Here is a 13428-nt window from a genome sequence, read left to right as displayed (position 1 = left end):
AAAGAATAATCAGAAAAGAATTTGCCTTATTGCCCCTGCTCTCTATCGGACTCTTTTTACCGTCAGTAGACAATAGCCACCGTCATAAACAATAAACAGGGTAAGATTTTTATATCTGTTCTTCATATAAAGCCCCGAAAAACGAACTACCTATCAAGTAGAATCCTGTCTTTATTCTTTTAATTGAATGCTCACTATTTTTATCAAAAAATCAGTGTAATACACTGATAATAAATAATTTCTTATAAAAATAGCACCCATATTATTTTATATATGGATGCTATTTCCTTCACATTATTGCCTAGCGGTGACGGATATTGGCTGGCCGCCCTCGCCTTTTTATCAAGCGGGGATCGATACCGCTGCGCCCTCGCCCACGGCGCGACATTTTAACCGCAGGTTCCGCATCGGGCAATTCAAAGCGCAAGGAACCGCCTATTGGATCCGCCTCCATCAGACGTAAATTTATTTTTTGACCAATCTCATATCGGGTACCGCTATCCTGCCCTTCAAGGCTTTGAGTGGCTTCATCATAACGGAAATATTCATGCCCTAAAGTTGAGACCGGAACCAAGCCATCCCCACCTAATTCAGGAACAGTGGCAAAAAAGCCGAATTCCCGCACGCCTGTAATTCTGGTGGGCATAATTTCACCGATATATTGTGAAAAATACGCCGCAATATAACGATCAATTGTTTCTCGTTCAGCTTCCATTGCCCGTCTTTCGGCGTGGCTAATCTTTTCGCCAATGACTGACATGTTTTCCGCATCCTGTGGCGGTAAAGAAGTTGTCGCGGGAATAGTGTGATTATTGTGAGATGATTTGAGTTTGGGCTTACCGCTTTCCAGATGATAGGCACCCACTAAAGAGCGATGCACCAGCAAATCGGCATAACGCCTGATGGGACTAGTAAAATGAGCATAACTACCCAAGGCAAGTCCGAAATGTCCCATATTCGCCGGTGAATAATAGGCTTGCGTCTGGCTCCGTAAAATCTGCTCCATGATACGGGCGCGGGATTCCTCATCAACTTCCAAGCGTTCAATCAGATGATTGAAAATTTGGGGTTTAATCACCTGCCCCAAGGCAAAAGCGATAGAGAAAGTCTTAAGATAATCTCTTAATGCGACCAGTTTTTCACGGCTGGGAGGTTCATGAACCCGATACATTACAGGCGCTTTTTTCGCTTCCAAAGCCTTAGCAGCCGCAATATTGGCCGCAATCATGAAATCTTCGATTAGCTGATGGGCATCCAGCCTTTCGCGTGTTGCGACTGACAGAATTTCGCCTTTTTCGCCTAGAACCACCCGTCTTTCGGGTAAATCCAACCCTAAAGGTTGCCTATTTTTACGAGCATGATTCAAGACTTCCCAGCACGCCCATAAAGGCTTTAAAACAGTTTCGGTTAACGGGCTTTTTAGTTTTCCATCAATAGCGTCTTGAGCATCTTCATAGGCAATATTCGCAGCCAGCCGCACTTTTGCGCGCGTAAACCGCCATGATTTCAATTTACCATCAGCGCCTATCGTCAGATGGCAAGCAAGTGCTGCCCGATCGACATTTTCCTTTAACGAACAGACATCGCCAGACAATTTTTCCGGCAACATAGGAATAACCTGATCAGGGAAATAAACACTATTCCCTCTTTTACGCGCTTCACGATCAAGAGCTGTTCCCGGTCTAACATAAAAAGAAACATCGGCAATAGCTACTACAGCTTGATATCCGCCTTTATTATCAGGATTGTCATCGGGAGCTGCCCAAACCGCGTCATCATGATCTCTGGCATCGGCAGGATCAATCGCAATAATCGGCAAATGAGTTAAATCTTCACGGTTACCAAGATCAAGATCGGCAACTGTTTCAGCTTCTTCTAAAACTTCATGAGAGAAATGATCAGGAATATTATATTTGTGAATGGCAATCAGGCTAAAACTTTTAGGCTGGAAAGGATCGCCTAACCTTTGAGTAATTCTTGCGGTGACCCGAGGTGGTCGCCCTGCCTTTTCATCCAGAACTAATTCACCCAATTCTGCATTACCGGCATCAGAAACCGGCCATGATTTTTTGACTTTCTTATCAACGGGTTTCAGCCAGAGTTTGTCGCCTTCAAGGCATAAGATTCCAAGAACGCCACTTTCTGCAGGAATGAGTTTTCTTAAAACAAAAGCATGCCATTCACCATCAACCTGCTCGGTTTTAACTAGAACCCTGTCCCCTTCGGACAAGCCAGCTTTCTTTTTCTTTTCAATGATTTTGACTTTGGGGATAGATAAATGGTCGGCCTGCCATTTTTCGGGCTGTGCAAGAACGGAACCTGCACCATCGCTATCAATGACTTTTAGAATAGTTACCTTGGGTAATCCACCCATCAGATGGAAAGCGCGCCCTGGTGAAGAATCGATAAGACCTTCATCCGCCATATCTTTCAGCAAAGCCTTCAAGGCAATTTTACTTTGCCCTTTCAGACCGAAATGGCGCGCGACTTCCCGTTTGCCAACGGGTTGAGAAGATGATGAAATAAATTCGAGGATCTGCTTGGATGTGGGCAGATCACTATTGTTTTTTTGCTTCGATGAACGGGTCATAAGGGGGACGATCAGTCCTTTTTAAAAGAGAATTTCCGACTTCAGACATCTTCTCGGGATAGAATGTCTATAAGACATCATCCCCCTTATGATAAAGACGTTTAAAGTGAACTTTCAATCCATGATTTCAGCTGGCTTTTTGGCGCGCCACCAGTGCGGGTAGCCACGATTTCGCCATTTTTGAAAAGCAGCAGGGTCGGGATATTGCGAATGCCAAAACGGCTAGCGGTTTCGATATTGTTATCGACTTCAACTTTAGCCAAAGTCATTTTACCTTCAAGCTCGCTGGCGATTTCACCCAAAGCAGGTGCAATCTGACGGCAAGGCCCGCACCATTCTGCCCAGAAATCAACAACAACAGGCACCGGTGATTTTAAAACATCGGCTTCAAAACTGGCATCGGTAACGTTGATAACGCTCATTATAATCGCTCCTGACGGGGATATGAATTTATATAGTATGATCTAATAGAAATACCATTTCATGCAATGACGAAAATCCGATCACTATATCTGATTCTCTGACTGAATATCGTCTTTGTCCATTTGGGAAAAATAATCATGCAAGAAGGGTTGCTCGAAGGAGACCAACTTTGGAGCCGTCGTATAAAGCAAAGAAGCCTCGATAGCATAATCGGGGAAAATCTTTTCTAAAGCAACGACATAGGCGGCTAACTGCCTTTGATAGGCTTCGCTAACCTGTTCTTTGGTTGCAGGTACCCGTCTGCCCGTTTTGAAGTCAACGATATGAACCCGTTTCTTGTTCCTATCTATCCAAAGACGGTCAACCGTTCCTGAAATAACATGTTCTCCGACTTTGGCCGCAATTGGGGCTTCCGCCAACGCTTTTTCGGAAAAGATATCGCGATAAACAGGGTTACTCATCGCATCGCAGGCATCTTTTATTAGGCTATTCCGTAACGCGGCATCCTTGACACCAGCGGAAGTCTCGAGCCAGCGAAGTCCAGCCTTTTCCCGTTCTTCAACGGGAAGCATAGGAAGGCGTTCAAACAAAGCATGTAATAGAGTCCCTCGCTTTGCAGCCGTGATAGAGCCGCCATCAGGAGGCGGGTTAGAAGTATTATCTTTTACCAGATCGGAAGGTCTTAATGGATAAGCGGGTTTGGGTTCTTCTGGTATTTCATTGTTGATCCATGAGGGCATAGCCTCTTTAGGAAAGATAGGTTGCTTCTTCGGTATATCGGTAACTTTTTTGCGGCCTTCCCAATGGTAAACCGCTTTCTGTTGCCACATAGCGTCTTCTTGCCATGCAATACCTATAGCCGTGATAGCGCGAGTCGCGCAGGCATACCAGCTATCCTTTGGAGGAATGTTTTTCGCGCGACTGCCAAGATGGCCAGTGATGACCAGATATTCTTCGGCACGTGTCGCCGCCACATAGAGAAGCCGCCAATGTTCTTGTAAATCTTTGGCCTTCTTCTCGTTGATGATGTCCCCAAAATCAGAAGGGAGATAGGCGATATCGTCATTACTAGGCATCGGGATTGGCGCATTTGCCTCATCAAGTGGCCAAGTGATGATTTCTTTTCTGAAGCCGTTTGATTGGTGCGGATCGCGGGTGGCATCAGCGAGGATAACGACAGGGGCTTGTAGGCCTTTTGCACCATGGACAGTCATGATGCGGACGGTATTTTGTCGCACCGATGGGTCGCGTTTGATTTCGACATCTCCGCTGTCGAACCAGTCGAGAAAACGCTGAAAAGACGGGGTTGTTTCGCTTTCCAACAGCAAAGCGGCATTCAGCAATTCGTTAATGGGGTCGCGCGCCTCTTCGCCAAGCCTTTCCAACAATTTTCGGCGGCCTTCACCCTTCCCGCTCAACAGCATTTCAAGAAAGCGATAGGGCGTAATAAAATCGGCCTTGGAAAGCCATTCCCGAATAATATCCCATGTTTCTTTTTCGGCTTCACTTTTCCGAAGGCGGTCAAAGAGACTTTCTTTTTTCGCTCTTTTGGCGGCAAGCCTATAAAGGCGTTCTTGATCCCAGCCGATCAATGGCGAAACCAGCAGACAGGCCAAGGTTAAATCGTCATCCGGTTGTAACACAAAGCGAATAGCCGATAACAAATCAGAGACAGCCAAGGGCGCGGTTAATGTCAAACGGTCGAGACCCGCGACTGGAATTTTTTGGGCATGGAGGCAACCGACAATCAAAGAGGCCAACCGTCCTCGATTACGAACCAGAATAAGGATATCCCTTGGTGCTGCATTTCGTCCTAAAGCAGGCAGATAAAGAGGCGTTTTCGGATTAAGCCAAGTTTCTATCTGGCGTGCCAAGCGAATGGCCAGTTCTAATTCGCCATTTTCAAGTTGTTCTTCATCATCTGCGTCAGTCTCTTCTGAAGTATTTTCGCCTTCTTCCTGATAATCAGAGATTGGTTGCCATAAGACAACGCTTCCGCCCAGATCAGACCTTGCTGATTGATGGGGTTGCAGGGCTTGCTGACTAATACCAATGCCGCCGCAACTGCTTTCAATATCGGCCAGCATTTGATCGACTATTGCCAGAATAGGCGGAGTTGACCGGAAAGAACGGTTTAAAGACAGATCGAGAATTTCCCGTCCACTGCCCTGAGATTTGTCATTAAAATAATCACGAGCATCAACAAAGGCCTGAGGATCAGTGCCTTGGAAGCCATAAATGGCCTGTTTAAAGTCACCAACCGCAAAAATACTGCGAGAGGCTTCAACGGATTTTGCACTTTCACCCGAGAAGAAATCTTCGGCCAAAGCTGAGATAATAGCCCATTGAAAAATATTGGTGTCTTGCGCTTCATCAACCAGAATATGATCGGTTGTCCGATCCAGTTTATAGCGCACCCATTCACCAATACCCGGCGTCCGAAGTAAGGCAACACTGGTTTCAATCATGTCGTTGAAATCGACCAGACCTGATTCTTTCTTGGTCTGTTGCCATGCCTGACTATAGGCTTGTCCAGTACGAAGTGCCGCTATCGCGAATTGCGAAAATTCATGGCGTTTTTTTAGGCTGATAATCTGGTGAATCGCCTTGCTAAGAGCGATCATCCATTCTTCATATTCAGGCGCGATTTTTTTCGTGATACCAGTCGGTGCTTTTTTCAATTCCCCTTTTTGCGTTAAGACCAAGCTTTGGAAATCACCAAGGCTTGCCAGCCTGTCAGCGGGAGAAGCCGCAACAAAATCCTGAATAATGGCCAGATTTTTATGGGCAGTCGCTGTGTCCCATTTTTCATTAGCTTCGGCGATCTGTCGAAGAAGCGCAAAATCAAAATGATCGTCATCGCAGGCTTCTTCCAAAGCCTGATTGATGTCTGAAAAAGGCAAATCCAGCGCGCGTTTTACCCGACTTTCAATCGCCACCCCTAAATTATTGAAAGCGAAAGCATGGAAACGGCATTGATAGATATAATCTTCGGCACCCTGTTCACCGAGTTTTTCAGCCAATAAAGCGATATCATCGTCTTTGATATGATAAGGTGGTGTTTGATGATCGAGTATTCGGGTCAGTGTCTTTTTGGCCTCTGTCGCCTCTTCTCGCCCTTCGATTAGCTGGAATCCCGGTATAAGCCCCGCCTCGACTGGGAAAGCTGTCAGCAAGGATTGGCAAAAGCTGTGTATCGTTTGTATCCGCAAGCCACCCGTCGCATCCAGCACCCGCGCAAACAGCGTTCGCGCTAAAGCCAGCGTATCCCGATCGTAACGCGCCCCCAAAGCCTGTAATTCTTCTCTTAACTCATCATCGTTTAGCTGAATGACCCATTTTGCCAGTCGTTGATTGATACGCTCTGACATTTCAGCAGCCCCTGCCTTAGTGAAGGTCAGGCAAAGGATGCTTTCTGGTGCTGCACGATTTAAAAGAAGCCGGAGAACCCGTGCGGTCAGAACATGCGTTTTCCCCGTCCCAGCAGAAGCCGACAGCCATATATTCCCTTTAGGATCGGATGCCTGAAGCTGTTCTGCCTCCAAAGGCATTAATCGCTGTGGATGAGCCATAGAATTCCCTTAATTCTGCGCCGGTTTGGATTGGGGATTACTGCGCCATTCATCAAAACGCATGAGTTGGACATAATCGTCATAAAGTTTTTTGCCGCGATGGGGGCGTGCTGTAAAAGGCGTTTGGTTATGAAGATAGTCATTTGTAACGCGAATAAAGCGTTCTTCGGCCATATTCAGAAAATCTTCTGGCAACAGAGCATTCTTACCGCTTCCCAATACAGAGCGAGAATAGCCCGCCGTTTTCTTTTTTAGATCCTGCGCCATTGACCAATATTCAAAGGCGCTTACCTGCCCTTTGATATCTTTTATGCCGTTATGTTCGATCAAAAGCCCCAAAAGAACAAGCTGCAACATATCGCCATTTTTGACCGCGGCCGCCGATGGCGGTGTTCCTGTTTTATAATCAACAATGGCGAGAGAGCCGTCTCCCATGCGATCGATACGGTCAACAAAGCCAAATAATTCGATACCGTTTATCTGGGAGCGACCTTCCCTTTCCACATCAAGGATTGTGCGTCCTTCAGCAGCATTTTTCTGAACCTCCCCCTCAATCCAGTCTATCGCTTGTAATAATCGCGGTAACCAAAGCGTTTTCTGGATAATATGGGCGTTAATGGATTCCAAGAAAGCCAAAGCTCGCGGTTTTAATTTCCCGATGCGGCTGTTATCTTCCTTAACCCAATTTTCAAGAATACTGTGAATAAGGCTCCCACGCCACGCCGCCGTGGGTTCAGCATCAACGGGATCAAGTTTTCTTAAGCCCAAGATATTGCTGGCATAATAGCTATAAGGATCAGATTGCAGACTGTCGAAGCGCGTAACGGCGATACGTTTCGGGCGATCTAAAACAGGGGGATTAGGGGCTGGCCTTGTGACAGGTCTAAAACCCTGTGGTTCATCGAGCTGTCGCGCCCAATAAGGAAGATTATCGGCATGGTGCAAGTTGGAGGCCATGGCTTCCAACCGCAACCAAAAACGCGATGGCATGGTTGGCGCTCTGGCATCGCGTCTGGCACGGGTTAGCAATATTTTTTTAGCCCCCAAAACCGAAGAGAAATCATGGGCGGCAATACCAATTCGTAATTCTAGCCCCGGTAAACCGAGTTCAGAACGAATTCGGGGCGCAAGCCACGGGTCGGCTTCCTTGATCGGTGGCCAAACCGTTTCATTCAGACTGGCTGCGATCATTAAATCGGCATGTTGCAAGCGGGCTTCTATCAAACCCCAGATAAAAATACGAGGATGGCCACCGGTCATCGGTCTGACCGCTTGTTTATCCATTAATTGCCGCAGTACATGCGCAAAATCGGAAAAACGCATATCTTCGTTATGGTCAGCCGCTAAAGATTCAATTTCGGCAATCAAATCGGCGGCCAAATGCCCCGCAGCCTCTGCCCATATTTTTTCACCGGCAATTTGGTTCGCCGTTTCCCGCAAAATTTTAACAATTTTAGTAAGGGGCAACACCGTCTGAAATTGCTGATCGAGCGCTTGAAAGGGTATTTTAGTCTTTTCCCACCATTCCAGTAATTCGGGATCGGCTGTTTGATGATCGACCGCTTCCTTAATTTTGGCCGTAATTCCGGCCAGACCATTTCTTAAAAGAGGCCCCCGTAAAATCATATCAAGGCTGCGAATATGATCGCGCCATAAATCGCGATCTTCACCAAAGGCGACCAGAGGATGCTTGGCTATTGCGAGGAAACTTACGGCCGAAAAATGATCGGCAGCGAGCGAAACCAGATCAAGCAGTAATAATCCGGGAGGGGTAAGCGATAACGGTCGCCCTGCACTATCATCGGCATCAATGCCAAAGCGCTTTAATAGAGCAGAGACCCTAATGGCCAAAGCCCGATCAGGCGTTACCAAGGCCGCCGTCTGGCCTTTTTCTTCAACGGCCTCCCTCAACGCCAAAGCGATGACTTGGGCTTCTTCTTCGGGATGCGCCGTTTCAATAACGGATAAATTGGGGAAAGCCCGTTCTTTTTCAGGAAGACTACGCCAGCGATCAGTATAGCGCGCCGGAGCCATAACATGACGAATGGCCTGTTCACGGTTATCTGGATGATAATTTTTCGGCGGATCCCATTCTATCACTTCCTTCCGGTCAACACCCATCCTGTCCAGTAATAATTTTAACTGGAATTGCGGATGGCTTTCGAGCGAAGGCTGTTTAATGCCCGTATCGGGATCGCGTTCATGAGGGCCTAATAACTGCCACTCTTCGTCTGACATGTTGTTATCAAGGCCGGGGAGAACAACAAGCCCATCTTCCATTTCCGAGATAACACGCAACAAACGGGCAGAAACCGGTGATCCTGTAATCGCACCAGCGGCAATAATCGGTTTTTCACTGGGTGGCTGTGTTTGCCATCTGTCAGCGAGGCGATCCAGTAGTCGGTTCCGGCGTTCCTGACTTTCAATCTGTCCCGTTTTTTTAAGCTCTTCCGGCCATTCGGTAATAATACATTCAAGCAATTTTAAAGAAGCCTGCCAATGGCGGGCAAGCTCTTCTTCGGCCATAGGGTCGATTAACTGGGTCAGTTGTTCAGGGTCAATCTCTGCCGCCATCAACTGATCCAAGGTCAGTGCCAATTCTTCGGCCAGACGATGAGCTTCAGGAACGGCAATAGTTCGCCCCTGTTTTTGCATTACCTTTTTAACAAGACGGGTTAATCGGAAATGCCGTTCCAAAGGCGGGATCGCCGGTGGTAACGGATCGATCATATCGACCGGATCAAGAAAAGCACCCAGCCGATCATCCAAGAGAGGATCCCCGACGGGCACCATTCGGGGTAATAACAGGCCGGAAGACGACTGGCGCACAAAGGCTTCTGTTATAGCCCGAATGGAACGGTTATTGGGTAGCAGGATCAATCCCTGTGCCAATGTCATTGGATCGTCATAGCGCTTGATCAGGCCTTCGACCAAGGCATCGGCAAAAGAACGATGAAAAGGTATCGTAAAGAGACGGGATTTTTCCAGCATATTCAAAATTAACCGCGTCTAAGAATGGTGTCGGTTACCTTGACGGCTTTGGGCGTGCTGACATCAAACCAGATACCATCATGCACCAAGCCATATAAGCGGCCTTTGTTCATCGCCTGATCGCGGATATATTGGCTACGGAAAGCACCGTCCGGCGTATTTTCCAAAAAGCGTTTGGACATAATCTGGATGCCGCTGAAAACAAAAGGTGCGACTTTACCCGGAATTTTAGGCTGGATTTGTCCCATACCATTCATATGGAAATCACCCTGCCCATTATAGCAATCAGCGTGAGATAACGGCACCAGTAACAACAAAGCATCCATCTTTTCATCATCCCAATGATGGGTCAGAAGTTCAATGGAATTGGCCGTGCCATCAAGCCAGAAATTGTCACTGCTGATAACCAGAAAGAGATCATCTTGAATAAGGGGCAAGGCCTTTTTGATGCCGCCGCCGGTTTCTAGAAGTGCGTCTTCTTCACGGGAAATCTGGAGATCGAAATCTTTGGCAGTATGGCGCAGATGCGCTTCCAAAGGTTCGCTCATATAATGGGTGTTGACGACAACACGAGTGATGCCGCTTTCCTTGAGATGATCAAGGGCGTGGTCGATCAAAGGCTTGCCGCCGACTTCAACCAAGGGTTTCGGACGGGTTGCCGTTAGGGGGCGCATCCGTTTACCAAAACCGGCAGCCAGAATCATCGCCGTGCGGATAAGGCTTTGCGGCTTTTTGTTTTTAAACGTTATCGTCTTACTCAAGCTTTTCATTCTTTTCTCCTGCCCCCTACCTGAAATGAAGATGAGCGGCTTCTAGCAAAGTCGCGGCCGTCTTAAAATCATTTATCAATATTCGAGCGGTGGCCAGCGATTTTCCCAATAGCTGGGACGCTGCCATGTCAGCCGCCGCCGGTTATCTTCGAGAATATCCAGATGCAAAGCCAGCCGATCAGGCCATATTTGGTCGATAACCTGTCCCAATCTTTCTGGCCATTCTACGAGCAAAGCCCCGTAAAAAGCGAATTCATCGAGACCTAATTCCTGAATATCTTCGGGATTATCGAGGCGATATAAATCGACATGGGCAACAGGCAGACTGACTTCTGGGGGCTCATAATCAATCATCAGCGCGAAACTGGGCGAAGGGACTTCTTCCTGAAAGCCTAATTCGCTTAAAATACCCCGCGCCAGACTGGTTTTACCTGCACCGAGATCACCGGAAAGGGTAATGATATCACCGGTTTGAAGAGATCGTCCCAGATAACGCCCCGCTTCTTCGGTGGCGGCGGCATCTGCCAGAATTATTTCCTGTATGGTCATCTTTTTACTATCGTCTAGGAAGGCTACATATTTCTTACAAAGCAGGCACATGGCGCGGCAAGGTAATAATGAAATGTGTCTTCTGGTTATGATTTGAATCAATATGAATTGATCCGCCATGCAAAGCAATAAAACGGCGAATAAGCGGGATCGCGATACTGCTGCTTCCCTTACCGCCGCGAACGGATTGGCCATATTCGGAAAAATGGTCAAAGATCGGATCAGATAAAGAGGATTCCACACTCCCTTGTCGAGAAGAAGACAGAATATCAGCGTCATCGACGATGACAATCGCGATATGGTCACCTGCCCCAGAAGCCTGTAACTGCACTGTGCCGCCGCGCGGATTGCGGGCAAGCGCAATCAGTAACATATGGTTGATCGCACGGGAGAGACGCTGCGGATCACTTTCGATCATCCCGAGATTGTCATCCAGTTTGATTTCAAAATGGATACCTAGCTCTTCTGCTCTTTTGGTGAGAGCGGTTGCCATATCTTGAAGAAGGGGTTTGATGTCAACATTCTGTCGATCAAGCTCAAGATTACCGGATTCAAGCAAAGTTAAGTCGAGAATATCGTCAATAAGAGTGCTTAATCGTGCAACGGCATCAAGAATGGCTGCGACATAATCATTCGCCATTTGGGATAAATCGCCGCAATAGCCTTGCGCCAGCATTTCGGCAAAACCACTGATAGAGGTCAAGGGCGTTCTGAGTTCGTAGCTCATATTGGCGACAAAATCGGTTTTTAACCTGTCCGCGGCTTCCAAAGCTTCATTTCGGTCACGAAGAGCGCGTTCCATTCGCCAGCTATCAGTCACATCCAACATCGTCAGAAGGATGTTACCGTCTGGCAAGGGAATAGTCGAAAAATTGAAATGCTGTTGGTCGATAAAGGCGATATGCCCATGTTTGGGTTGCCTCTCGATCATCGTCATCCGAATGGCATCACTGATATAGTGGCTATGCTCGGTATTTTCTAAACGAAGGCGGGTTTTCTGGGCTAAATCGTCAACCCGTGGATGTGTCGAGAGCCATTTTTCATCAATCTGCCAAATATCGGTGAAACGGGTATTCCAGAGATTTAATCGCCCATCAGAAGCAAAAACGCCAATGGCTTCAAAGAGTTTATCAAAACTGGCAGTTCGGACGCGAAGCATAATATCATGTGCCGAGGTCAAACGAACCTGTTCTGTCCGATCTTCAAAAATCAGTAATAATCCGCCGTCCGGTGTAGGTTGGGTAATGACCCGAAGATGGGAGCCATCCATCAACAGCCAGTTTTCTTCCAAAGCATTGTTATGGGATAAAAACCATTGCCGTCTTTCTGCTTTCCATGCGGGAAAGTCATGCGCCGCCGGCAGCCGTCCAGCTTCCCGCATTCTTTCAAGCACACGGTCAAATTCAGGATGGTCGGTAAGCCATTCGGCTTTCAGCGCAAAAAGATGCCGGAAAGGCTCATTCGCAAAGACTAAATTTTGTTCGGCATTGAACTGGGCAACACCAGCGGAAAGCTGATCGAGGATATGGCGCTGTGCTTGTAAGAAACGTCCCATTTCAGCTTTGGCTTCTTCCAAGGCTTCGACATCAAGTGCATATCCCGCAACGGCACCCGTTGGTAAGGGAATATCCGTTAAGCGCATCATTCGCCGTGTCCCCGACAAGATCACCGGCGAAAGGCGACTTTGCATGGATTTTGTCTCTAGTGCCTTTTCCGCAAAAGAAACCGGATTATTAGCCCCCTTGCCTTCTGTTAGCTCGATATTGCGGGTGATAACCTCTCTGGCTGATGGACTTTCGACCGCTGTTACATAAGATTGGTTGACCATCTGTAGCTGTAACGCGGCATTCCGATACCATATTGGAAAAGGCATCACCTCAAAAAGAGACGATAACGCCTGTAAAGCCTGTCCCGATTGTTGTGCCTGAAAGGCCAAGGCCTTTTGACGGTCAGCCTCTTGGGTAATATCGCCTATCCAGAGAATGATATCGCGGGAAGATTGTTGTAAAATCTGACCATCAATTTTGAAAAGACGCTGGTCCATTTTATGATGCACATGACAATGAAAAGCGCGCCCTGTTTTCGCCAAGATATCGAGATGATGGGCAAGAATTTGGGCTGAATCGTCATCAAGCCATGAATAAAAAAAGATATCCGGTGAGGACGGTATGTCTTCTAATCCGAGATAAGCCGAGCTTTTAGGATTAAGAGCGGATATTTTTTGATTATGGATGACAAGGGCATGAACGGGTGCCGTGTCATAAATATTTTTAAGTGGATGAAAGCGACGGATAATCGCCTGCGCCTCTTTCATCTTATGGAGCGCATTCAGAAAAAAATAGAGGGCAATGCCCCAGAGGACAGCCAGCAATGACACCCCTAAGGCGATTGATATTCCATAAAGATGCAGGCTGTTTTCCATGGATCGTTATTCTGCCATTCCCAAAAATCACTAAAGGCAGACTATAGCCCTTTTATCACGGGAAATAAGGCAAAACAGACAGCCTAAAGGCAATGGGGCTGTTGATATGGG

The 13428-nt window shown here is 47.3% G+C and carries 7 protein-coding genes; all 7 read right to left on the bottom strand.

Going from position 1 to position 13428, the window contains the following annotated elements; translation table 11 throughout:
* Positions 1–301: 301 nt before the first annotated feature.
* Positions 302–2590, bottom strand: a complete 2289-nt coding sequence (gene rnr / locus ZMOB_RS01180; protein WP_014500395.1) for a ribonuclease R — start codon at positions 2588–2590, stop codon at positions 302–304.
* Between the two features lie 101 nt (positions 2591–2691).
* Entirely contained in the window at positions 2692–3012 is a 321-nt protein-coding gene (trxA, locus tag ZMOB_RS01175) for a thioredoxin (RefSeq protein WP_014500394.1), read from the bottom strand.
* 84 nt (positions 3013–3096) lie between these two features.
* The gene (gene addA, locus ZMOB_RS01170; RefSeq protein WP_014500393.1) at positions 3097–6585 is read right to left on the bottom strand and encodes a double-strand break repair helicase AddA; all 3489 of its coding nucleotides are present in this window, start codon (positions 6583–6585) and stop codon (positions 3097–3099) included.
* A gap of 9 nt (positions 6586–6594) precedes the next feature.
* A complete protein-coding gene (addB, locus tag ZMOB_RS01165) occupies positions 6595–9576 on the bottom strand; it encodes a double-strand break repair protein AddB (protein ID WP_014500392.1) in 2982 nt (993 codons plus the stop codon).
* An 8-nt stretch (positions 9577–9584) separates the two neighbouring features.
* Positions 9585–10346, bottom strand: a complete 762-nt coding sequence (locus ZMOB_RS01160; protein WP_014500391.1) for a nucleotidyltransferase family protein — start codon at positions 10344–10346, stop codon at positions 9585–9587.
* 75 nt (positions 10347–10421) lie between these two features.
* Positions 10422–10946: a tRNA (adenosine(37)-N6)-threonylcarbamoyltransferase complex ATPase subunit type 1 TsaE gene (gene tsaE, locus ZMOB_RS01155; RefSeq protein ID WP_014500390.1), complete on the bottom strand. Its 525-nt coding sequence runs from the start codon at positions 10944–10946 to the stop codon at positions 10422–10424.
* Positions 10930–13317 (bottom strand): sensor histidine kinase, encoded by a 2388-nt coding sequence (locus ZMOB_RS01150; protein ID WP_014500389.1) that lies wholly within the window; start codon positions 13315–13317, stop codon positions 10930–10932. Before ZMOB_RS01150 ends, tsaE begins: the two co-directional genes overlap by 17 nt.
* Positions 13318–13428: the final 111 nt, after the last annotated feature.

It is taken from the genome of Zymomonas mobilis subsp. mobilis ATCC 10988, from assembly GCF_000175255.2.
GTDB classification, from domain to species: Bacteria; Pseudomonadota; Alphaproteobacteria; order Sphingomonadales; family Sphingomonadaceae; genus Zymomonas; species Zymomonas mobilis.
The sequence above is the reverse complement of the archived record's forward strand: the minus strand, read 5'-3'. Positions and strand labels throughout refer to the sequence as shown.

What these genes read in the sequence shown, in the direction of transcription:
- ZMOB_RS01160 (WP_014500391.1), bottom strand. Translation starts at nt 10,346, where the DNA reads ATGAAAAGCTTGAGTAAGACGATAACGTTTAAAAACAAAAAGCCGCAA.
- rnr (WP_014500395.1), bottom strand. Translation starts at nt 2,590, where the DNA reads ATGACCCGTTCATCGAAGCAAAAAAACAATAGTGATCTGCCCACATCC.
- addB (WP_014500392.1), bottom strand. Translation starts at nt 9,576, where the DNA reads ATGCTGGAAAAATCCCGTCTCTTTACGATACCTTTTCATCGTTCTTTT.
- tsaE (WP_014500390.1), bottom strand. Translation starts at nt 10,946, where the DNA reads ATGTGCCTGCTTTGTAAGAAATATGTAGCCTTCCTAGACGATAGTAAA.
- ZMOB_RS01150 (WP_014500389.1), bottom strand. Translation starts at nt 13,317, where the DNA reads ATGGAAAACAGCCTGCATCTTTATGGAATATCAATCGCCTTAGGGGTG.
- trxA (WP_014500394.1), bottom strand. Translation starts at nt 3,012, where the DNA reads ATGAGCGTTATCAACGTTACCGATGCCAGTTTTGAAGCCGATGTTTTA.
- addA (WP_014500393.1), bottom strand. Translation starts at nt 6,585, where the DNA reads ATGGCTCATCCACAGCGATTAATGCCTTTGGAGGCAGAACAGCTTCAG.